Annotated in this window: 24 protein-coding genes; 14 read left to right on the top strand and 10 right to left on the bottom strand. The window is 68.8% G+C overall.

The genetic code is table 11. The features are described from left to right. The first annotated feature begins 134 nt into the window (after nucleotides 1–134). The 5 genes from GL325_RS06050 (at nucleotide 135) to GL325_RS15630 (ending at nucleotide 3,297) form a co-directional block, all read left to right on the top strand. Nucleotides 135–368, top strand: coding sequence for an Arc family DNA-binding protein (locus GL325_RS06050; RefSeq protein WP_154595610.1), 234 nt, complete (start codon nucleotides 135–137; stop codon nucleotides 366–368). Beyond that, nucleotides 365–781 (top strand): type II toxin-antitoxin system VapC family toxin, encoded by a 417-nt coding sequence (locus GL325_RS06045; protein WP_187768901.1) that lies wholly within the window; start codon nucleotides 365–367, stop codon nucleotides 779–781. Before GL325_RS06050 ends, GL325_RS06045 begins: the two co-directional genes overlap by 4 nt. Nucleotides 782–976: 195 nt before the next feature. Continuing rightward, the gene (locus tag GL325_RS06040) at nucleotides 977–1,333 is read left to right on the top strand and encodes a zinc ribbon domain-containing protein YjdM (RefSeq protein ID WP_187768900.1); all 357 of its coding nucleotides are present in this window, start codon (nucleotides 977–979) and stop codon (nucleotides 1,331–1,333) included. 88 nt (nucleotides 1,334–1,421) lie between these two features. After that, entirely contained in the window at nucleotides 1,422–3,041 is a 1,620-nt protein-coding gene (locus GL325_RS06035) for an ABC-F family ATP-binding cassette domain-containing protein (protein ID WP_187768899.1), read from the top strand. 58 nt (nucleotides 3,042–3,099) lie between these two features. Continuing rightward, a complete protein-coding gene (locus GL325_RS15630) occupies nucleotides 3,100–3,297 on the top strand; it encodes an ATP-binding cassette domain-containing protein (RefSeq protein ID WP_223110971.1) in 198 nt (65 codons plus the stop codon). 399 nt (nucleotides 3,298–3,696) lie between these two features. Here the strand turns inward: GL325_RS15630 and GL325_RS06025 are convergent, their stop codons facing one another. Then, nucleotides 3,697–3,852 (bottom strand): hypothetical protein, encoded by a 156-nt coding sequence (locus GL325_RS06025; RefSeq protein ID WP_187768898.1) that lies wholly within the window; start codon nucleotides 3,850–3,852, stop codon nucleotides 3,697–3,699. A 37-nt stretch (nucleotides 3,853–3,889) separates the two neighbouring features. Further along, complete coding sequence (locus tag GL325_RS06020) at nucleotides 3,890–4,627, bottom strand: NYN domain-containing protein (protein WP_187768897.1); 738 nt, start codon at nucleotides 4,625–4,627, stop codon at nucleotides 3,890–3,892. Between the two features lie 124 nt (nucleotides 4,628–4,751). Here GL325_RS06020 and GL325_RS06015 point away from each other — a divergent pair, with 124 nt between their 5' ends. From GL325_RS06015 to GL325_RS05995, 5 genes are all read left to right on the top strand, one after another. After that, nucleotides 4,752–6,656: a hypothetical protein gene (locus GL325_RS06015; protein WP_187768896.1), complete on the top strand. Its 1,905-nt coding sequence runs from the start codon at nucleotides 4,752–4,754 to the stop codon at nucleotides 6,654–6,656. Between the two features lies 1 nt (nucleotide 6,657). Further along, on the top strand, nucleotides 6,658–7,239 hold the full coding sequence (locus tag GL325_RS06010) for a hypothetical protein (RefSeq protein WP_187768895.1): 582 nt from the start codon (nucleotides 6,658–6,660) through the stop codon (nucleotides 7,237–7,239). Between the two features lie 177 nt (nucleotides 7,240–7,416). Next, a complete protein-coding gene (locus GL325_RS06005) occupies nucleotides 7,417–8,142 on the top strand; it encodes a DinB family protein (protein WP_187768894.1) in 726 nt (241 codons plus the stop codon). A 75-nt stretch (nucleotides 8,143–8,217) separates the two neighbouring features. Next, a complete protein-coding gene (locus tag GL325_RS06000; protein WP_187768893.1) occupies nucleotides 8,218–8,451 on the top strand; it encodes an Arc family DNA-binding protein in 234 nt (77 codons plus the stop codon). Further along, nucleotides 8,448–8,867 carry a type II toxin-antitoxin system VapC family toxin gene (locus tag GL325_RS05995; protein WP_187768892.1) on the top strand — a complete coding sequence of 140 codons (420 nt, stop codon included), beginning with the start codon at nucleotides 8,448–8,450 and terminating at the stop codon, nucleotides 8,865–8,867. The genes GL325_RS06000 and GL325_RS05995 overlap by 4 nt, the downstream gene beginning before the upstream one ends. A 117-nt stretch (nucleotides 8,868–8,984) precedes the next feature. On the opposite strand, the gene GL325_RS05990 is transcribed toward GL325_RS05995, so the two are convergent. Continuing rightward, entirely contained in the window at nucleotides 8,985–9,572 is a 588-nt protein-coding gene (locus GL325_RS05990) for a CGNR zinc finger domain-containing protein (RefSeq protein WP_187768891.1), read from the bottom strand. Nucleotides 9,573–9,626: 54 nt separating this feature from the next. Between GL325_RS05990 and GL325_RS05985 the strand changes: the two genes are divergently transcribed. After that, on the top strand, nucleotides 9,627–10,922 hold the full coding sequence (locus GL325_RS05985) for an MFS transporter (RefSeq protein WP_187768890.1): 1,296 nt from the start codon (nucleotides 9,627–9,629) through the stop codon (nucleotides 10,920–10,922). 67 nt (nucleotides 10,923–10,989) lie between these two features. On the opposite strand, the gene GL325_RS05980 is transcribed toward GL325_RS05985, so the two are convergent. Then, the gene (locus tag GL325_RS05980) at nucleotides 10,990–13,050 is read right to left on the bottom strand and encodes an MDR family MFS transporter (protein ID WP_255499340.1); all 2,061 of its coding nucleotides are present in this window, start codon (nucleotides 13,048–13,050) and stop codon (nucleotides 10,990–10,992) included. 100 nt (nucleotides 13,051–13,150) lie between these two features. Then, nucleotides 13,151–14,569: a GntP family permease gene (locus GL325_RS05975; RefSeq protein WP_154595606.1), complete on the bottom strand. Its 1,419-nt coding sequence runs from the start codon at nucleotides 14,567–14,569 to the stop codon at nucleotides 13,151–13,153. A 237-nt stretch (nucleotides 14,570–14,806) separates the two neighbouring features. On the opposite strand from GL325_RS05975, the gene bsh reads away from it, so the two are divergent. Continuing rightward, entirely contained in the window at nucleotides 14,807–15,754 is a 948-nt protein-coding gene (gene bsh, locus GL325_RS05970; RefSeq protein WP_187768888.1) for a choloylglycine hydrolase, read from the top strand. A gap of 80 nt (nucleotides 15,755–15,834) precedes the next feature. On the opposite strand, the gene GL325_RS05965 is transcribed toward bsh, so the two are convergent. Both GL325_RS05965 and GL325_RS05960 read right to left on the bottom strand, forming a co-directional pair. Beyond that, on the bottom strand, nucleotides 15,835–16,410 hold the full coding sequence (locus GL325_RS05965; RefSeq protein ID WP_187768887.1) for a TetR/AcrR family transcriptional regulator: 576 nt from the start codon (nucleotides 16,408–16,410) through the stop codon (nucleotides 15,835–15,837). Then, nucleotides 16,403–17,233 carry an alpha/beta fold hydrolase gene (locus tag GL325_RS05960; RefSeq protein WP_187768886.1) on the bottom strand — a complete coding sequence of 277 codons (831 nt, stop codon included), beginning with the start codon at nucleotides 17,231–17,233 and terminating at the stop codon, nucleotides 16,403–16,405. Before GL325_RS05960 ends, GL325_RS05965 begins: the two co-directional genes overlap by 8 nt. A gap of 94 nt (nucleotides 17,234–17,327) precedes the next feature. Between GL325_RS05960 and GL325_RS05955 the strand changes: the two genes are divergently transcribed. Beyond that, a complete protein-coding gene (locus GL325_RS05955) occupies nucleotides 17,328–18,116 on the top strand; it encodes an alpha/beta fold hydrolase (RefSeq protein ID WP_187768885.1) in 789 nt (262 codons plus the stop codon). Here GL325_RS05955 and GL325_RS05950 read toward each other — a convergent pair. Next, nucleotides 18,050–18,553 carry a hypothetical protein gene (locus GL325_RS05950; protein ID WP_223110970.1) on the bottom strand — a complete coding sequence of 168 codons (504 nt, stop codon included), beginning with the start codon at nucleotides 18,551–18,553 and terminating at the stop codon, nucleotides 18,050–18,052. The genes GL325_RS05955 and GL325_RS05950 overlap by 67 nt on opposite strands. Beyond that, entirely contained in the window at nucleotides 18,540–18,875 is a 336-nt protein-coding gene (locus GL325_RS05945) for an antibiotic biosynthesis monooxygenase (RefSeq protein WP_187768884.1), read from the bottom strand. Before GL325_RS05945 ends, GL325_RS05950 begins: the two co-directional genes overlap by 14 nt. A gap of 129 nt (nucleotides 18,876–19,004) precedes the next feature. On the opposite strand from GL325_RS05945, the gene GL325_RS05940 reads away from it, so the two are divergent. Further along, a complete protein-coding gene (locus GL325_RS05940; RefSeq protein ID WP_187768883.1) occupies nucleotides 19,005–19,391 on the top strand; it encodes an SRPBCC family protein in 387 nt (128 codons plus the stop codon). 9 nt (nucleotides 19,392–19,400) lie between these two features. On the opposite strand, the gene GL325_RS05935 is transcribed toward GL325_RS05940, so the two are convergent. Further along, nucleotides 19,401–21,125 carry a dihydroxyacetone kinase subunit DhaK gene (locus GL325_RS05935; RefSeq protein ID WP_255499339.1) on the bottom strand — a complete coding sequence of 575 codons (1,725 nt, stop codon included), beginning with the start codon at nucleotides 21,123–21,125 and terminating at the stop codon, nucleotides 19,401–19,403. Nucleotides 21,126–21,196: the final 71 nt, after the last annotated feature.

The raw sequence follows: 21,196 nt of genomic DNA, 5'->3' as shown, positions 1-21,196 counted from the left end.
CGCGGCCTGGGCGCGGTCAGTTTAGGTTCCGCTGATGACGGCAGCAGTGACACTGTCGAGCCATAGTTCCGCCCTGAGGCCAGTTCTCGCTGCCTTGAGATCATCCGTGATATCGACGAAGGGAGGTGCTCGCCATGGCGTCCATCATTGTCAGAGGGCTCGATGATTCGGTGAAGCAGCGGCTCGCCGCGCAGGCCGAGGAGCACGGCCGGTCGATGGAGGCCGAGGTGCGTGACATCCTCACGCGGGCGGCGTCGCGGCCCCATGTCGGGCTCGCACTCCTGGAGGCCGCTCGTGCCGTCGGGGGCGTGGAGGATCTTGCGATTCCTGAGCGCTCCGACGCGGCTCGCGGGGTGGACTTCGGGTGATCGTGCTCGACACGAACGTCATCTCGGAGATCTTCCGTCCACAGCCTGAGCCGCGCGTGCTCGCGTGGCTCGAGTCGCTCACCGATGACGTCGCCATCACCTCGATCACGCTTGCGGAGCTACTCGCCGAAGTTCGCAGGCTCCCGGAGGGGCGACGCAACACGGATCTCGCGGCAGCGATCCATGCCGCGATCCAGCCGTACCGGGACACGCGTTCACTGCTTGCCTTCGACGCGGATGCTGCTGATGAGTACGCCGAGGTGTTCGTGTTGCGCAAGCGCGCCGGGCTGCCGATCAGCATGGCCGATGCCCAGATTGCCGCGATCTGCCGCGCGAATCGGGCGGTGTGCGCCACCCGGAACGTGAAGGACTTCGACGCCACGGGCGTTGACGTCGCCAGCCCTTGGCGATGAAGACTCGGCCCGAGCGGTTGACTCAGGACGCCCTGCGGTCCGCAAATAGTCCGCAAGAAGCTCATTTCCGGTCGACTTTCACCCTTTTTCCCAACAGTGTTCGATGCCCTTTCCGGGCTGGTATTCCAGTGTTTGCAGCCGATTCGTCAATCGCGTCAAACAAGTGCCGAAAACGCGGATCTTTGTTCAGCTTCGATGTCTGACGCTCTGCCTCCTTGCCCCGAGTGCGGCGAGGACTACACGTATGAGTCGGGCGCTCTGCTGACGTGCCCGATGTGCGCCCATGAGTGGTCGCCGATCGCGGATGAGCCTCAGGAGACCGAGCGGGTCTTCAAGGACTCCGTCGGCAACGTCCTCGAGGACGGCGACACGGTCACCATCGCGAAGGACCTCAAGGTCAAGGGCGCCGGCGGGGGAGTCGTCAAGGTCGGCACGAAGGTGCGCGGCATCCGGCTGATCACCGACGGCGTCGGCGATCACGACATCGACGCCAAGGTTCCGGGCTTCGGACCGATGCAGCTGAAGTCGAGCGTGGTGAAGAAGGTCCTCTGAGGACCACGCTTCGCTCGCGGCGCCCGTCAGGCTTGATGCCCGCAGACCCCTGGGCTGAACGGTGACCCCGTCCTGACAGGCTTCTGTCATGGGTCACGTCGACGTCGCACACCTGGAATACGTCCTGCCGGACGGGCGGTTGCTGCTCGGTGACGTGTCGTTCCGGGTGGGGGAGGGGTCCGTCGTGGCGCTGGTCGGCCCGAACGGCGCCGGCAAGTCGACGCTGCTCAGGCTGATCGACGGCTCCTTGCCGCCCGACGCGGGCACCGTGAACGTCTCCGGTGGTCTGGCCGTGATGCCGCAGTTCGTCGGAACGGTTCGCGACGGGTCGTCGGTGCGTGACCTGCTCGTGAGTGTGGCGCCCGACCGGATCCGCAACGCAGCGCGAGCGGTCGACGCCGCCGAGGCCGCGCTGGCCTCGAACGATGACGAGGCGACTCAGATGGCTTACGCCCAAGCACTCTCGGACTGGGCCGAGGCCGAGGGTTACGACTACGAGAACACCTGGGACATGTGCACGATCGCTGCGCTGGGTGCCTCGTACTACTCCGTCATGGACCGTGAGGCCGTGACGCTGTCGGGCGGTGAGCAGAAGCGGGTCGTGCTGGAGGCGTTGCTGCGCGGACCGGCCGAGGTGCTGCTGCTCGACGAGCCCGACAACTACCTCGACGTCCCCTCCAAGCGTTGGCTGGAGCAGCAGTTGCGCGAGACCCGCAAGACCGTGCTTCTGGTCTCGCACGATCGCGAGTTGCTGTCGGAGGCCGCTGACAAGATCCTCTCGGTCGAGCCGTCGCCGGCCGGAGCGGACGTGTGGGTGCACGGAGGCGGGTTCGCGTCCTTCCACGAGGCCCGCACACAGCGATTCGCGCGGTTCGAGGAGCTGCGCAAGCGCTGGGACGAGCAGCACGCGCGGTTGAAGAAGTTGGTGGTGACCCTGCAGCAGGCTGCCGCCGTCAGCCATGCGATGGCGTCGCGGTACTCCGCGGCGCAGACCCGGCTGAGGAAGTTCGAGGAGATCGGGCCGCCCCCTGAGCCACCGCGCGAGCAGGACATCACGATGCGCCTGAAGGGCGGTCGCACCGGCGTGCGGGCGATCACCATCGAACAGCTGGAGTTGACGGGCCTGATGGCGCCGTTCGACCTCGAGGTGTTCCAGGGTGAGCGGGTGGCCGTGCTCGGCTCGAACGGCTCCGGGAAGTCACACTTCCTGCGCCTGCTGGCGGGTCAGCCGGTCGACCACTCGGGCGCTTGGAAGCTCGGCGCGCGGGTCGTGCCGGGTCACTTCGCGCAGACTCACGCCTACCCCGAGCTCGACGGCCGCACGCTGCTGGACATCCTGTGGGCCGAACATGCACTGCAGCGCGGGCCGGCGATGTCGTCACTGCGACGCTACGAGCTCGAGCAGCAGGCCGAGACCACGTACGAACGGCTCTCGGGCGGGCAGAAGGCGCGGGTGCAGATCCTGCGCCTCGAGCTCGGCGGAGCGACGTCGCTGCTGCTCGACGAGCCCACCGACAACCTCGACCTGGAGTCGGCCGAGGCGCTGCAGGCCGCGCTCGAGTCGTACGAGGGCACCGTCCTGGCCGTGACCCACGACCGTTGGTTCGCCAAGACCTTCGACCGATTCCTGATCTTCGGGGCCGACGGCGTGGTGCGCGAGAGCTCGGAGCCCGTGTGGGACGAGGGACGCGTGCAGCGCGACCGCTGAGACACTGGACTGTCCGGAACCGCTGCCCACGCGCACCCTCACTCCCAGAGGACCACGTATGACCGCAACACTCGTCGCCACCGGACTTGCCGGTGGCCACGCGCACCGGACGCTCTTCGACGACCTCGACCTGACGGTCGCGCCCGGCGACGTCGTCGGCGTGGTGGGTGTCAACGGGGCCGGGAAGTCGACCTTGTTGCGCATCCTGGCCGCAGAGCTGGAGCCGCAGGCCGGCACGCGAGGGTTGATGTCCTGAGCATCGAAGATCGCGGAAACTGGGCAGTGGTGGCGCGGTTTTCAGCTGACCCCGGAATGTGCCGCGCTGGACGCCAGCGATGCCGTCGTCCGCACCGTCGGTGGTGGTGCCGTGGCGGGTCTGCGGTCCGCAAACAGTCCGCAAGAAGTTCGTTTCCTGTCGACTTTCACACCTTGTTCCCAACGGTGTTCGAAGGTCGTTCCCGACTGGCATTTCAGCCGTTTTAGCCGGTGGCCAATCACGTCAAGCACGTGTCGAAAACTTGGATCTTTGTTCCGCTTCATCGTCTGAGCGCAGCCTTGGCGATCCGACGCCATTCCGCGGGCGCGGGGAGCCCGCCGCGTGGTTCGGGCCGCAGCCGGCTGCGAGCCATCGACGACCCGCAGCCGGCCGGCTGCTTCATCGTCCGGTCTTCTTCATGGTGAAGGACCCGTTGCCCTTGTTGACCTTGGTGTAGCCACCGGAGGCGTAGCGGGAACCGGACTTCTGGCTGAGCCGAGTTGCGCTGACTCCTCGGGAGGAGTTGTGGCTCCGTGCGTTGTGTCCCTTGGCCATGTGAATCACCTCCCTTCTGGCTGGTTGCTGCCAGCCGTCAGGCGGCTTCAGCCGGCGTAGGAATGGAGGTCGCTCTCGTCTGAGCGGCGTGACGCACGGTTGTACGGCGGTCGGCGACTGCCGCAAGCTCACGGGAGAGCGACCGTCCGCGGCCGTCGCTGATCGACGTCACGACGTGGACTCGGAGGCCGAGGGCCTTGGCTCGTCGGGCTAGTTCACTGAAGGCATGGTCGCCCGACATGATGACCAGTTCGTCGTACTTCTTGGCCACGTGGTGGAGGTTGATCGCGGCGAGCAGTGCCCGGTCGGCGCCATCAGGTTCGACGGCTCCGACAACCCAGCGGACGTTGGAGCCAGCGATGGACGTGGCGAGCTTCCTCGCGACGTGGCGGTTGGCGCCGACCACGACGTGGTCGGCGGACGTGATGCCGAATCCGGGCTGCGTCAGGGAGCGCCACAGCGCCTTGGCCTCAGCGCGCGTCGACGAGCCGGCGGTGAGGTTCTCGATGTCCATCAGGACGTAACGGCGCGGACCGGTGGGCACGGCGGCCGGCTCGGCGCTCGCCGGCGTAGCGAGCGACACCGTCTGGCCGGGCAGCGTCTCGAGGTGGAATCCGCCGCAGGCCGAGCAGGCGAACGTAGTGACCTTGGAGCGGCCGGCGTGCCCGTTGGCGGCGGTCGCGCCGTGCCGGGCCTGGTGACGGTCCCGGTAGCGATCCAGTCCGGTCTCGCTGCAGCGCGGGAGCTGGTGCCGGTTGATCTTCGTGCTCTTCATGATGGTTCTCTTTCGGTCAGTGCCGCCCCTGTGGCGACGTGACCGACATTCGTCCCAGGCATCGCAGGCATCCAGTTCTCCCATGCCCGGCAATGCCTCGCCTCGGAACTGCGATACTCCCGCCATGCATGACCTGCTTATGACGAGGCCCCTCATCGCTGCGCTTGAGGATGCTGGCGTCGATCCGACGAGTACCGAGACCCCCGTCGCGGTTATTGCCGCGTACCTCGATCTGCTCGCGAAGGAGTACGGCCTGACCGAAAGTCAGGCTCTCGACACCGATCCGATCGGACGCGTGCAGCAACCCGAGCCAGTCATGGCGGTTGTCCGCCACTACCTCGCGCCCGGCTCCGCGGGGCTTGATGACGGCTCAGTTCGCGCCCTGCTATACGACGTCTTCGTCGAACTCGCCGGTGACCCTGAGGCGCGTCGAACGGTGAATAGGAGCAATTCGCTGACAGAGGACAGGTTCCTTCACATGGTGCAGATCTACTGGAACCTCGAAGGGAGCAACGCGCGCCCGAGGTTGCCGATCGAACCGTCCGGCGGACGCGACATCCCGGTCCCGGGATCTGAGCTGGACTTCGCGACCATGAGGTGGACCCCGCGCACCAACCAGAAGGGCACCTATAAGTCGTCGGGTCAATCGTTCCGAAACCAAGGCGCATGCGTGGCCGTGTTGGCCGCGCAGAACCTGGTGGGGGACTCGACTCCAGCGCCAGGAGCCTCACTCGGCGCACTCGTGGTGACGTCGACTTCGAACCCCGAAGCGCCTCTTGAGGTCAAGCTCAAGGACCTCGTCAAGAGCGCTCAAGCCGAGGGACAGCACGACATCGCTGTCCAGACCGCGTCCAGCTATCTGAGCATCATTCAACAACGTGCCGCAGTGAACCCGGTCGAGTACGAACCGGACCTGGCGGAGGCGTACGTGCTGCGGGGCGGGGCTCGACTGGAGCTTCAGATCGACCGCGCGCTCCGCGGACACCGGGCGGACTTCCGCGACCGGGACGACATCGAGGCTGCGATCAGGAGTTACTCAACACTGGTGGATCTCGAGACCGACAACGTCGATCACCGCGTCAACCTGGCCGACGCGTACATGAACTTGAGTTTGTGGCACAAAGCCGCGGATGATGCCGAGTGGGAGTCCACGGCCCGCCAGGCGCTCGCAGTCGCCGAGACGATGCCTGCCGAGCACCCCCAGCGACTCGAGGCCGAACTCAAGGTGCACTCCGCGTTCGCGCGGCTCTCCGAAGGCGAAGACGCCGTCAAGGCGGCCGACCGGATGGAGACGGTTCTCGCGCAGATCGAGGCCACGGATCCGAGCGAGCGCGCTGTCACGCAGGTTGAGATCAGCGCCGCCCACTGCCTGATCCGAGACACTCGCCACGGAGCGGCTGCCGCCGTCGACCGGCGCGCACAGGCCGTCGCCGCGGCTGAGCAGGCGGTAGCGGCGGGCGACGACCAGAGCGTCCTGTTGGGGCCACTGGTCGATCTCGCCACAGCGTTGTTTGGTGCCGAGCGTCGCCCCGAAGCGGCCGCCGCGGCAGAGCGCGCGTTGTCCTTGGCAACTCCCGATTACGTGCGGGCACATCCACAGTTCGCCGTCGAGCACGCCTGGACGATGGCGTGGTTCGGGAAGGATTCTGGCGGCCGCCGAGTCGCGGAGGCGCACGCCGACCTCCTCGACGCCGCCAGCGAAGCCGACCCCGAAAACATGCGCAGGATCGTCACCCTAATGCTCGCGCTCGTCGAGGTTGCGCACCAGCGACTCGATGCCGGCGACGACGCCGAGGACTGGGCGCTGCGCGCGGTCGCCGCCGCACGGCGACTTCGCCCCTCCGAGATCCCCGACGACGTCAAGTCCATGGCTTGGGAGGTTCTCAGGAGGGTCCTCATGGCGCTGTGGAAGCAGAGCGGGGAACAGGCGGAGGCTTCCTTCCGGTGGGCCAAGGAGGTGGAGACGATTGTGCGGTTGCTGAAGGAGATCGACCCCAGCTCGGACGAGCCGATGGGCGAAGGTGCGTAGTGTGACGATGCCGATGAATGACGAGGACTTCAACGCGCAGGGAACGTTCTACTTCCCCGTCGGGTTTCGCAACGAGACCCAATACATCGCCTTCTGGGTCGCCGTTGTGGTCCCGGACAGCGCATTGGCAGCACTCCTCAACGAGCAGGTGCCGCACGAACACGCCAACAACCGAAAGTTGCTGGACATGAAGCGCTCCAGCGCGCGGTCCACCCGCCGTTCGCTTCTCCAGACGCCCGGTGCAGCGCACAGCGAAGAGATCAAACGTGTGCTGCAGGATCTGCAATCCAAGCAGCAGGCGCGGCTTCGCGAACTCGAGATCGAAATCCAAAAACTCGAGCAAGAGTTGGCGAAGCTTGGACCGGGCGACCCGGAGGAGATCCTCTCGCCGGTCCCGGCTCGCCCCGTCGCCCGGGCCACTGGGCTGGTCGCCTATCTCCCGGCTGGACTCGATGGTGCCAGCCGCGACCGGATCCTCGGCCGTGAGTTCGAGCTGGGGGACGGCCGCTGGATGAGCGCCCGAGACATCGTCGACCGTTTCGAGACGCTCGAGCTGAGCTTCCTGCGCGCTCCCAGAGGCTGAGCGCCTGACGGACGTTCGCGCCTGCTCGGGCGATGACGGTCGTGCCGCCTGACGCCGTTTACGTCGGTGTCCCAAGGCGTCGCCGGGCTCGCAGGTTCTGCGGGAAATCGGCGGAGCTTCGCTTCAACGTCTGAATCGGCCCTTGCCGGGACCCGCGCCCGGTGCCGATGATGAGGGATGACGCGATTCGTCGACACGGATGAGTTCCAGGGCGCCACGTTCGTCGCGGCGAGTTTCAAGGGCGCCACGCTGCGCTTCTGCGACGTCAGCGAGGTGACGATCCGCGGCGCCCAGCTCGACGGACTCGACATCGACGGTCACGACCTGTCCTTCGGTCGGCTCATCGTCAACGGCGTCGACGTCGTGCCGCTGGTGGAGGCCGAGCTCAACCGCAGGTTCCCCGGGCGTGAGCTGCAGAACGCTCGAACACCCGAAGGCCTGCGCGACGGGTGGGTCGCCGTGCAGGCGGCCTGGCAGCAGACGCTCGACGACACGCCTCCCGAGCTCATCGAGGCCCACGTCGAGGACGAGTGGTCGCTGGCCCAGACGTTGCGCCACTTGGTACTGGCGACCGATGCCTGGCTGCGCGGCGCGATCCTGCGGATCTCCGAGCCGTTCCACGAGAACGGCCTGGCCTTCACCGGCGCCGAGCAGATGGGATTCGACGTCTCGATCTTCCGTGCCGAGGTGCCGTTCGACGAGGTCCTCGCCGTGCGCGCGGAGCGTCAGCAGATGGTCACCGACTTCCTCGCCACGGTGACGTCGGAGCAGCTCGACGAGGAGCGGAACGACCCGTGGGGAAGCGGCTGGCACCCCACCGTGGGGGACTGCATCCGCGTGATCCTCGAAGAGGAGTGGGCGCACCTGCGGTACGTCCGGCGCGACCTGGCTGCGCTGGGCTGAGGTGCTCATGTCCACGAGCATCAGGTTCTCCGACGGTGATATCATGTGCGATATCAGTCAGAGGAGGTGCTCGCCATGGCGTCCATCGTGGTCAGAGGGCTCGATGATTCGGTGAAGCAGCGGCTCGCCGCGCAGGCCGAGGAGCACGGCCGGTCGATGGAGGCCGAGGTGCGTGACATCCTCACGCGGGCGGCGTCGCGGCCCCATGTCGGGCTCGCACTCCTGGAGGCCGCTCGTGCCGTCGGGGGCGTGGAGGATCTTGCGATTCCTGAGCGCTCCGACGCGGCTCGCGGGGTGGACTTCGGGTGATCGTGCTCGACACGAACGTCATCTCGGAGATCTTCCGTCCACAGCCTGAGCCGCGCGTGCTCGCGTGGCTCGAGTCGCTCACCGATGACGTCGCCATCACCTCGATCACGCTTGCGGAGCTACTCGCCGGAGTTCGCAGGCTCCCGGAGGGGCGACGCAAGACGGATCTCGCGGCGGCGATCCATGCCGCGATCCAGCCGTACCGGGACACGCGTTCGCTGCTGGCCTTCGACGCGGATGCTGCTGATGAGTACGCCGAGGTGTTCGTGTTGCGCGAGCGCGCCGGGCTGCCGATCAGCATGGCCGATGCCCAGATTGCCGCGATCTGCCGCGCGAATCGGGCGGTGTGCGCCACCCGGAACGTGAAGGACTTCGACGCCACCGGCGTGGAGGTCGTCAACCCTTGGGGTGAGTGAAGACTCGGCCCGAGGGTCTGTGGCGATGCCGCACTGGCGCGGGACGAACTGTGGGAGATCGCGACCACCCAGCATGGTTTCGTGATCGGGCAGGGCTACCTGAAGACGGGGTGACGGCTACCTCGTTGGTCGAGTGCTTCGAGGCTCCTTGTCGTGCCGCTCTCGCCAGGCCTGCTGCTTGGCTCGGTTGCCGCACAACTGCATGGAGCACCACTTGCCGGTACGGGCTCGGGAGTGGTCGTAGAAGGCCCAGCGGCAGGCGTCGTTCTTGCAGACCTTGAGGCGCCCCCAGGTGCCGTCGCCGGCGGCTTGAACGACAATCGCGAGAAGGGCGCCGAGTGCTTCGTCGATCCCGTTCGCCCGAGGACGCGCGGTCCACGTCGCGTCCGGGGTGAGCGCGAGACCGAGACCGGCCCGCTCAGCGGCGGCGTTGATCGTCATGACTGCCTCAGGCGGCACCGATGCGTCCGAGTCGTTGGCCGTCAGGGCCTCCCTGAGCGCCTCCCGCAGATCGACGGCATGCCTCAAGTCGTGTTCGTCGGCGTCGATGGCTGTCCGACTGAGCGAGGCCCCGCGTAGCCAACGAGCCAACGCTTCCGGTGTGGACAGCTGCTCGGTCCCCGACTCCAGGTCGCAGGTGTTGACGAACTGACGCACCACCTCGAGGGGGGCGGGTGCTGCTGGACCCGATGCCGATGCCGTCACAGCGCCAGTTTAACCATTGCCGATCGAATCACGGTTACGCTAACCTCTGTCTGTATGACACCAGTTACGTCATCGTCCACGGCTTGGTCCGTTCCGAACTTCCGGCGGCTGTGGACGGCGTCTGCGGCCTCCTCCCTTGGTTCTGAGGTCGCCGAGATCGCCGTGCCCATGCTGGTGATCCTCACGTTGTCGGCGAGCGCGACTGAGGTCGGCTGGCTGCGCGCGGCGCAGTTCTTGCCGTTCCTGCTGGTGACGCTTCCCCTCGGTGTCCTCGTCGACCGGTGGCGGGGCCGGCGTTTGTCGTTGCTGGTCGGCGCCGACACGGGGCGCTTTGTGCTCTTCGCAGCTCTCCCGCTCCTGGTCTGGGCTGGAGTGTCCAACGTCGCCCTGTTCTACCCGCTCGTCTTCGCCATCGGGACCCTCACGGTGCTGTACCAGGTCGCCGACTTCGCTTTCCTGCCCAGCGTGGTCGGGGCTCATCAGTTGGTCGATGCGAACGGCAAGATCGCTGCGACGTCCTCCGCGAGCGAGATCGCCGGCCGAGGTCTGGGCGGGTTGCTCGTGCAGGCCGTCACCGCACCCGCCGCCATCGCACTCACCGCCGTCACCTTCGGTCTCTCGGCACTCAGCCTGCGACGCATCAAGGTTGGCCAACTCGACTCGCCGCCAGAGGAGTCGCTGGAGGAACCACGGCGACCGGCACGACAGGAGATCCTCGAGGGCCTGCGGCACGCCTTCACCAACCGCTTCATCAGAGCCCTGCTCGGTGAGGCAGCCACCTTCAACCTGTTCAACGAGCTGTTCATCATCGGACTGCTGCTGTGGACACTTCGCGATCTCGACCTCGGTGCCTTCGCGACCGGTCTGATCTTCACCGCCGGCGGGTTGGGATCGTTCCTCGGTGCATGGTTCGGCGCCCGTGCGACCGAGCGCTTCGGTTACGGCCGAGTCCTGCTCCTGACCATGGCGGTCGGGAACACCGCACCCCTGGCGGCGGCCCTGGCGGACCGGGCCGCAGTGGGCCCGGTAGCCGTCCTGTGCGCATTGTTCACCCTGGTCGGTCTCGGCTCAGGCATCGCAAACGTGCACGCGGTCAGCCTTCGCCAGACCACCCTTCCCGAGGAGTTGCGCGGCCGGGTCAATGCTGCCTACCGACTGATCTCCTGGGGGGCGATTCCGGTAGGCGCAGCCGTCGGAGGACTGGCCGCCGCGCGTATCGGGGGCCAGGGCACCATGCTGATCGGCGCCGCGGGGATGGCGGTCGCGACGCTGTGGGTCGCGATCTCGCCGGTGCCGCGGTTGCGTCGGATCGAGGAGGCACATCCACCGTCGTCGCGGAGCGGCTCCTGAGCGAGCGACGCGCGCCCAGGCACGATCCCGATCCGAGCGTTTTCGTGCCCAGACTGCCGGCGCCGAGTCACGGGCCGACGCCGACCACGGGCGCCTGGGCCGACGAGAGTTCCGCCTCCGCCCGCTCGACGACGACACGCCGGACGACGGCGGCGATCGCGGTGCCGATCACCTCGGGTGGGCTGTCGCTCGTCCACTCGAGATGGGCCGTGATCCACGCCACCAGGCGGTCTCGTAGATGGTCGACCGCGCCCTTGCCCCGGGCGGTCAGGGTCAGGTTGTCGAGGTCGCCCTCGGCGTAACCGGCGGCGATGAGCTGGTGGAAGTGCGGCTCGAGCACCGCGGTCGGCAGGTCTCGGGACCGCGCGATCTGACCGACGTCGGCGCGGTGACCGGCGGCGGTGAGACCGTAGACCTGGACGATCGCCCAGAGCCCGGCCGCGTCGAGGTCCTCCTCGCCGGACTGCAGGAGGTCCAGCACCCGGTCGCGGTGCCGGCCATAGAGCAGATTCGTGATCCGGCGAGACAGTACTTCCTCGTTGGCCGGCGAGTGTGGGGCGCCGAATCCGTCGCCGAGGTCCTGGGCGGCGTCGGCCACGTTGTCGGCGAGCTTGACCTGCGGCAGCACGAGCGCCAAGGCGAAGGCGACCAACGCGACCGGGGCCGCCCAGAGGAACACCTGGGTCAGCGCCCCGGAGTAGGCGTCGACGATCGGCGCGATCACCCGTTCGGGGAGTGCATGCAGCGCTTCTGGAGTCGCGCGGTCGGCGGCTGTGACGCTGGGTGCCTTGGCGATGGCGTCGGGCAATCGGCTCTGGAGGAAGTTGCCGTAGAGGGTCCCGAAGATGGCCGCACCGAAGGCGCTGCCCATGGTGCGGAAGAAGGTGACGCCGGAGGTGGCGACTCCGAGGTCGCTGTACTGGGCCGAGCCCTGCACGATGATCGTGAGCACCTGCATGCTCATGCCGATGCCGAGGCCCAGGACGAACAGGTACAGCGAGGAGACAGCGAGCGGGGTCGACGGATCCATCCGCGAGAGCAGGAAGAGACCGAGAGCCATCACCAGGCTGCCGACGACCGGGTAGATCTTGTAGCGACCGGTCTTGCTGACGAGGTTGCCGGCAGTGACCGAGGTGATCAGCAGCCCGATCACCAGCGGCAGCATGCGGAATCCGGACTCGGTCGCGGAGATGCCCTCGACGTACTGGAAGAACGTGGGCAGGAACGTCATCGCCCCGAGCATCGTGAAGCCGACGACGAAGCTCAGCGCGCAGCAGACGCTGAAGACCCGGGCGGTGAACAGGCGCGGCGGCAGGATCGGATCCGCCGCCCGCTGCTCGATGAGGACGAAGATGCCGAGGACCGCGACGCCGCCGACGAGGAGGCCGATGATCTGCCACGAGCCCCATGCGTACGTCGTGCCACCGAAGCTGGTCGCCAGGATCAGCATCGAGGCGCCCACCGCGACCGTGGCCATGCCGAGGTAGTCGATGCGCGGCTTGGCTCCGCGGGGCACCCGGGGGATGGTCCAGTGTGCGGCGGCGATCACGATCGCGGCCAGTGGGACGTTGACGTAGAAGCACCACCGCCAGCTGGCGTTGTCGGTCAGCAGGCCGCCGACCAGCGGTCCGATCACGGTGGCGAGCCCGAAGACGGCGCCGAGCGCGCCCTGGAACTTCCCGCGCTCGCGAAGCGGGATGATGTCGGCGATGAGGGCGGTGGCCGTGACGGTGAGACCACCGGCGCCGATTCCCTGCAAGGCCCGGGAGCCGATCAGCCAGAGCATGCCGTCGGCCAGGCCGCACAGCGCCGAGCCCACGATGAAGACGATGACGCTGAGCTGGAAGAGGAGCTTGCGGCCGAACTGGTCACCGAGCTTTCCGGCGAGCACGGTGACCGTGGTCTGGGCGAGCAGGTAGGACGTGACCACCCAGGACACGTGCGTGCCGCCACCGAGGTCGCCGACGATGGTCGGCAACGCTGTGGACACGATCGTCGAGTCGAGCGCGGCGAGCAGCATGCCCATGCCGATCGTCGCGAAGGCCGCGTTCCGCCGCCAGCCCGTGAGTGCCCGTGTCGCAACGGGCGTGGGCGCCGGTGTGGCGGCGGCGGTGGTGGTGGCGGACAAAGGCCCTCCTCTGAGGGGGGACATCATCAGTATCAACACGCCCAGTGCGTTGCGCAACGCGCGTGGGACCGGGCCGTGCCGACTGAGCGACGAGGAACGCTCAGGCGATCAGAGCCGCCAGCATGACCAAGGGCAGCGACACGACGGACGCGACCGACGTGACCAGGGTCAGGGTCTTCAAGGTGCCCTTGGTCGAGAGGCCGAGCAGCGACTTGAACATCCAGAAGAAGTTGCTGTTGACCTGGAGCGCGAACATGGCCCCCGAGGCGATCGCCAGACCGATCACGATCGGCGAGACCGCCAGTGAGTCCAAGATCGGCGCGATGATGCCGGCAGCGGTGATCGCCGCGACCGACACCGAGCCGATCGCCAGGTGCAGCACCGCCGCGATGAACCACGCGAGCAGGATGCTCAGGATCACCGGTGCGCCCTCGTCGGCCTGGAACAGGTCGCCCAGCACGGAATCGAGCCCGGTCGCCTCGATCACGGCGCCGAGCGAACCGCCGACGCCGGTGATCAACAGGATCTCTCCGGTGGTGTGGAACCCGTCGGTCATCGCCTCGCTCGTACGCTCCGCGCCGGCCGACATCCGGGTGAGGACGTAAGCCCCGAGGAGTCCGAGGAAGAGCGCCAGGTTGGCATCGCCGAGGAAGGCGATGAACGTGGTGGACCAACCGCCGAGCTCAGCGAAGGCGCCGAAGGCGATCAGCACCAGCGGCACGAGGATCGGGAGCATCAGCACGAGCAGGGGCAGGCGGCGCACGCCCTCGTCCTTCTCGGTCTCGCGTGCCTGGTCTTCGGCGCGGGACATCGCCTCACCCGCCGACACCCGCTCGCCGGTGGCGGACGCGTCGGCGGCCTCCAGCTCGGCCATCGCCTCGTCCACCTCCTCGTCAGTCTCGGGGTCCCAGAAGCGGACGGCGCTGAACAGGATCCGCATCAGCGTCGTCGAGACGACCGCGGCGACGAGACCGATGACCAGTCCGTACAGGAGCCAGGCGCCGAGCTGGATGTCGAGGAGTCCGGCGATGGAGATCGCGGCGAGGCCGGGAATGACGAAGACGTAGCCGGCGAAGATGCCGCCCCCGAGCGCGGACGCCATGACGGGCAGGCCCGTCCGGCCGATGAACGGGGAGGCGCTGCGCGCCACAGGTGCCGCCAGGACCACCTGCACGTCGACGTAGATCGACGGCATCACCACCGCGAGGAGTGAGGTCAGAGCGTACGGCAACCGCCCGGCGCCGACGCTCTTCACGAGCAGGCCGACCAGTCTTCGGAACGCCCCGCTGGAGTGCAGCAGCGCCCCGATCAGCACTCCGAAGCCGATGAGGAGCCCGACCTCGGCCATGATGCCGCCGAAGCCGACGGTGATGGCCTCGAGCGTTCCGGCGAATCCCACGCCGGCGGCAAGTCCGAGATAGAGCGAGCCGACGACCAGTGAGATCACCGGGTCGACACGCACCTTGATGATGAGCGCGATCACCAGGACGATCGCGATGACAGTGTGGACGGCAACCATGGTGACCCTCGTTCGTCAGCGACGTCCCCTGTCTATCCTGCTCGGATCGACTCCGCCATCCCCGCTGCGTCGTGATGCCCGGATTCTGTAGGTATTGCGGCAGGTTTCTGCGGAGTTAGCCTGAAAAGGACAAGCAGCCTGGCCCGACCGGGCCGAGGCGCAGCGGACGAGCGAGGTCGGCGGCGACTGCAAGGCGGGGGAGTCGCGGCTTTGCCCACAGACAGGGGCCACGACGACATGTGCACGAGCATCAGGTTCTCCGACGGAAGCAACAATCTTTATCTCGCACGCAACCTCGACTGGTCGGTCGGCTACGGCGAGCGGGTGGTGGTGACGCCCACCGGCTACGAGACGAAGTCACCGTTCGGTGCGGTACCGAGCATCCAGCACCCGGTCATCGGCATGGGGATCGTCGAGGAGGACACGCCGCTGTACTTCGACTGCGGCAATGACGCGGGCCTGGCCGTGGCGGGCCTGAACTTCCCGGGCTACGCGGAATACGCCTCGGAGCCGATCGACGGCAAGACGAACGTCGCGGCCTACGAGTTCCCCCTCTGGGTGGCCTCGCAGTTCTCCAGCGTCGACGAGGTCGAGGCCGCGCTCGGTGACGTGGCGATCGTCGACCAGCCCATCAACGACAAGTTCCCGAGTTCGTTGCTGCACTGGATCATCGGTGACGCGTCGCGCGCCATCGTGGTGGAGTACACCAGCGAGGGCATGCACGTCTTCGAGGACGACGTCGACGTCCTGGCGAACCAGCCGGGCTTCGGGTGGCACCACGAGAACCTGCGCAACTACCTCAACGTGGGTCCGGAGTTCCTCGAGGACGTCGTCGTCCGACGCGCGCACCTCGCCGCGTTCGGCTCGGGCTCGCGCATGCGCGGCATCCCGGGTGACTACTACTCGCCGTCGCGGTTCGTGCGCGCCGCGTACGTCAACGCGCACTACCCGGAGAAGTCGAGCGAGGAGGAGAACGTCAGCCGGGCGTTCCACACGCTGCAGCAGGTCGCGATGGTGGACGGTGCTGCGGCCATGGGCTCGGGCGAGTTCGAGAAGACCATCTACACCGGACTCTTCTCGGGACGGACCGGGACGTACTACTGGAACACCTACGACGACCCTGCGATCCAGAGCGTGGCGTTGGCCGACCATGAGCCCGAGGGCAGCAAGCTCACGGTCGTCTGACCAACGCCCCGTTCTTCATCGGCGCGAGCGTCCTCACCGCCGTGATCCTGGTGGCGATGCGCTGACCCGGCCGCCGCCGGTCAACGCTCGGGCGCCCACCCGCACAGGCCTCGGTCGAGCAGGTCGATGAGCCACTCGAAGCTCTCGTCGATCTCGGTCGACCACTGGAAGCCGTGTTCGGCCTGCAACGTGGCGAAGCCGTGGAACGCGCTGCGCAGCGCACGCAGCGCGTGGTCCAGGTCGCCGGGCGCGATCTCGTACCCGTGCAGGATGCAGGTGAAGGAGTCGAGCAACCGCGCTCCGGCGACGCCGATCGGGTCGTCGGGGCCGGTCGGTTCGACGCCGATGCTGGCGGCATACCGCCCCGGGTGGGCCAGGACGTAGGCGCGGAACGCCCGCCCCGCGGCGGCGAGCGCATCGCGGCCCGCGTAACCCTGCGTGGCCACGCCGACCGCGTCGGCGGCCTCGGCGAGCGACAGCGCCGCGATCCGGCGGTTCAGGTCGTCCAGGCCGGCGACGTGCTTGTAGAGGGACGGCGTCCGGACGTCGAGCCGCTCGGCCAGTCGGGCCATGCTCAGTCCGGCGAGCCCGACCTCGTCAGCGAGCTCCGCGCCGGCCTCGGTGACCGCGTCCGGAGTCAGGCCGGCCCTAGGCACGCGCGGACTTCAGGAACGGGAGCATCAGCTCGACGAGCTCCGACGGGAACTGGACATGGGGGTAGTGGCCCGCGCCGGTGATCATCTCCAGTCGGCCGATGCCGGGCGGGAGCGCGGCCACGATGGCCTCACCCTCGGCCTGCGGCGAGGCCCAGTCGGGGTCGAGCGTGCCCTCCACGATGAGCACGGGCGACTGGACGTGGGGGAGCTGCGCCCCCGCGTCGGCCGGCGTGGTCTTGCCCATGCCCTGCAGCGCCTTCATCCGGCCCGGCTCGCGCAGCATCGCATCGATCTGGTCGAGGCGCTCGTGCCAGTCCGCGGGACGCGGGCCGGGGTAGGCCACCTCCAGGTACTTGCGCCACTGACTCCTGCTGCCGAGGAAGGCGGTGCCGAGCAGGTGGAGCATCCCGCGGCGGAAGCGGGTCACCCGCAGGTCCTTCAGGGACATCTGCTGCTTGCGGGTGAACGGCGCCAGCTCCACCACGGCGCTGATCGACGTCGGCGCCTTCGCCGCGGCGATCGTGGCGGCGCCGCCGGAGATGGAGTGGCCCACCAGGACGGCGGGCCCGCCGAGGTGCTCGATGACGGCGATCAGGTCACCGGCGATGTCCGTGCGGCTGTAGGACGGCCACTCGGCGCTGGACTCCCCGGCTCCGCGCAGGTCGACGGCCGCCACCCGGTACCCCGCCTCCACGAGCGCCGGGGTGACGAAGCGGAAGGCCTCCCGGCTGTCCCCGATGCCGTGGGCCAGGACGACCAGGGGTCCCTCCCCGGTCACCTCGTAGGCGATGGTGCCGCCGTCGACGGTCAGGTGTTCGGACATGACGTCCTCCAGTTGGCTAATAGCATTAGCCAACACGCTACGACAGTTAGCCATGGTTGTCGAGGGGCAGTCATGAACTCGTTATCGTGGCCCGATGCACGTGATCGAACGAGGCACCGGAACACCGCTCGTCCTGCTGCACGGGTTCGGGGTGGACCACCGGCTCCTGCTGCCCCTGGACCCGGCGATCGAGGCCGCCGGTGCGTGGCGGCGGCTCTACCTCGACCTGCCCGGCCACGGTCAGAGCCCTGCGGGCGACGTCGCCGGCACGGAGGACGTCGTGGCCGCCGTCGAGGCCGAGATCCTCGACCGGGTGGGTGACGAGCCCTTCGCGATCCTCGGCAACTCGTTCGGCGCCCTGGTCGCCCGGCGGATCGCCCACGACCACCGAGACCGGGTGCTGGGACTGGCGACGATCGCCGGGGTGTTCGTCGCCGAGCACGACCGCCGGACCGTGCCCGACCCGGTGGTGCTGGTGGAGGACCCCGCCGTGGTGGCGGGCCTCGGTGACGACGGTGAGGAGTACGCGGAGCTGGCCGTCGTGCAGACGCCCGAGAACGCGCGGGCGTTCCGTGAGCACGTCCGGCCGGGGACGGCCGCCGCCGACCAGGACGCGATGGAGCGGATCGCCGAGCGGTACGCGCTCGATGCCGTGCCCGAGGAGGCGTCGTCCGAGCCCTTCACCGCGCCGACCCTGATCCTGACCGCCCGGCAGGACCAGGTCGCCGGGTACACGGACGCGTGGGCCCGCGTCGAGCACTACCCCCGGGCCACGTTCGCCGTGCTCGACACCGCCGGGCACAACCTCCACCTCGATCAGCCCTCGCTCACCGGCGCGCTCGTGACGGACTGGCTGGCGCGCGTGGTCCTCGCGCGGGACTGAACGCCCGGCGGGCCTGCCCGTCCGGGCAGGGTGCCGAAGCTGTTGCGGTACTCCTGGCCCGGCTTCGGGTGGGTGAAGCGCAGCGCGCTCCACGTCGTGTCGATCGACAGGCACGTGCTCTCGACCAACCCGGCGTCGTAGCCGATCGCGATCACCCGCGGCAGGGTCAGGTCCGAGCCGAGCCCGCGCCCCTTCGGCCAGGACAGCCAGAGCTTGCCCTGCGGCGCCAGGTGTGCGGCGAGCCGTGGGAACTCCGCACGCATCTGCTCCTGCGTCGTGACGAACAGGTGCAGGTAGTCGACCGGGCCGTCGAGGTGATCGACGACCTCGAGCTCCGGCAGGCCCATCGCCTCGGGGACGCCCGGCGGCGCGTCGACGAAGTGCGCCGTCCAGCCCGGCCGCAGGCCCATCTTCTCGGCGACGCTACGCGTGGCCATCGAGGAGCCCGGGATCGAGATCGAGATCGGCCACCTCGTGGTGCTCGGCGAAGGAGTCCTTCTCGACCAGCAGCTCGTCGTCGCCGGGGTAGAACATGGCGACCTCGGGCCGGTCCCCGGCGAAGCGGCGCACCGCGTCCATCGAGTCCCACAGCGAGATCGTCACGACCTCGACGAGGTTGCCGACCGGCCGATGCAACACGAACACCCCGCGGTTGCCGGGCGTGGAGCGGTACTCGCGCACGCCTGTGGCGCGCTGGTGCTCCAGGTAGGCCTCGGCGTCGTCGGGCCGGACGGCCCCGCGCCAGCGACGGACGATCATGTGCGTTCCCCCCTCGGTGTGCCCACCCTCACGGTACGTCCGTCGGCGGCGCTCGGACAGGCTCGTTGGGCCGAAAGATCTGGGATCGCACCCGTGTCTGATCCGCCCGCGCCGTGGCATGCTCGCGCCATGAGGTCGCGTCACCTGAGCCGAGTCGTCGCCGCGTCGCCGCAGAGCGTCTATGAGTTCGCCGCGGACCCCGCCAACCTGCCGCTCTGGGCGGCGGGCCTCGCGCAGGCGGAGGTGGAGGTCCGCGGCGACGCGCTGGTCGCGCAGTCGCCGATGGGCGAGGTCACGGTGCGGTTCGTGCCGCACAACGACCTCGGCGTCCTCGACCACGACGTCACGCTGCCGTCCGGCACCACGGTCACCAACCCGCTGCGCGTGCTGGCGCACCCCGACGGCGCCGAGGTGCTCTTCACGGTGCGCCAGATCGAGCTGACGGACGAGGAGTTCGAGCGCGACTGCCAGCTGGTGGAGCAGGACCTCGAGACGCTGCGGGGCCTGCTGGAGTAGCGCCCGCGCTCAGTCGTGCAGCAGCCGCTGGGCCTGCTCGCGCGGCTCGCTGAGGTCGTCGCCCGTGAGGCGCTCGACGATCGCGGCCAGCACCTGCACGAGCGCCACGGCGCCGGGATCGGGCACGCCGATGGCCTTGTCGCCGACGTAGCTGCTGCGGCCGCGCTTGCCCACCAGGTCTGCGGTGGCGGCGGCGCCGTCGACGGCACGCTGCACGGCGGCCGCGTCGAGCGGCGTTCCGGCGTCGGCCACCGCAGGCGCCAGCGCGTCGAGGAAGGTCCGGTCGCCCGGCTGCGCCCCGCCGGCGCGCGTGACGCTGGCCATCCCGGCACGCAGGCCCTCGCCGACCGCCGCGGGCAGGTCGCCGTCGCCGGCATCCTCGACGGCCTCGGCCAGGCCGGTCAGCACGAGGCCCAGCAGGGGGCCGCTCGATCCGCCGACGTCGTTGCCGAACGCGTCGGCCATGCTGCGCAGGTCGTCGGCCAGGCTCGCGTCCGGCCCGGCGGCACGGGTCACGGACGAGGCGAAGGCCAGCTCCATGTTGCCGCCGAAATCGCCGTCGCCGGCGCGTCGGTCGAGGTCGTCGTAGTCGGCGCGGGACTGCGTGAAGTGGTCGGCCAGCGCACGCAGCCAGGCCGACGGCTCGGCGGTCGGTGCCGCGTCCTCCTCCGGCCCGGTGCCGCGGTCGACGTCGGGGTCCCAGGGGCGCGGGCTGGGCAGTCCCGGGGTGCTGTGGGACGCGTACCAGTCGTCCATCCAGTCGGGATCGGCCTCGGTCAGCGTGATCGAGAAACCGTCCATGTCCAGCGCGGAGACGAAGGTCCCGGCGACGCCACTGCGCAGCGCGACGCCGCGGGCCTCCAGCGCCAGCTCGACGTCGCCGAGCAGTCCGAGCAGCTCGAGGTTGGGTGCGCCGCCCAGGCCGTTGACCACGGCGATGACCCCGTGCGGCAGGTCTCCGAGGGCGTCGAGCAACTCGTCGACCATCCGCTGGGCGAGGTCGACGTGCACGGGCTCGTCGATCGTCTGCCGAGCGGCCTCGCCGTGGATGCCGACGCCGTACTCGAGGGAGCCGGGCTCGACCTCGAAGCCGCGGGTCCTGCTGTCCGGAGCGGTGTGACCCTGGCGGGCCACGGCGACCGACCGGGACCGGTCGGCGACCCGCGCGCCCAGGTCGGCCAGCTCCGCCAGGGCGAGACCTCGGTCGGCGGCGGCCCCGAGGATCTTCTCGACCACGAGCGTGGCGCCCGTGCCGCGACGCCCGACCTCGTGCCCCTCGGAGCCGAGGTCGTCGTCGACCACCACCTCGGCGACCTCGACCCCGCGGGCGCGAAGGCGCTCGGCCGCGATGGCGAAGTTGATGCGATCGCCCGTGTAGTTCTTGACGATCTGCAGGACGCCGCCGTCGCGCTTCACGCGGTCGCTCGCCTCGAAGATCTGGCGGCTGTGGGGTGAGGTGAAGACCTCACCCGGGCAGGCGGCATCGAGGCCCCCGGCTCCGACGAAGCCACCGTGCAGCGGCTCGTGGCCGGCTCCGCCGCCGCTCACGATCGCGACGCGTCTCGTCTCCGCCGGCTCCAGCGCCCACACGTACACCGGATCCCGGTTCACGCCGACCTGGTGGCCCGCGGTGATGGCGATGCCTCGGAGGGCTCGCGTTGAGGGCGTTGCGGGGGACGGGCTGTTCACGAGTGGATCCTTCGTCTGGGGCTGTCGTGATGGGTGGGGACCCATCCAGTCTGGGGACTGCGACACATCCGGTAAAGCGATGATTCCTGACCAGTGTCGTTCAGGATCTCTGACCG

It is taken from the genome of Aeromicrobium sp. 636 (assembly GCF_024433585.1).
Taxonomy (GTDB): Bacteria; Actinomycetota; Actinomycetes; order Propionibacteriales; family Nocardioidaceae; genus Aeromicrobium; species Aeromicrobium senzhongii.
The sequence above is the reverse complement of the archived record's forward strand: the minus strand, read 5'-3'. Positions and strand labels throughout refer to the sequence as shown.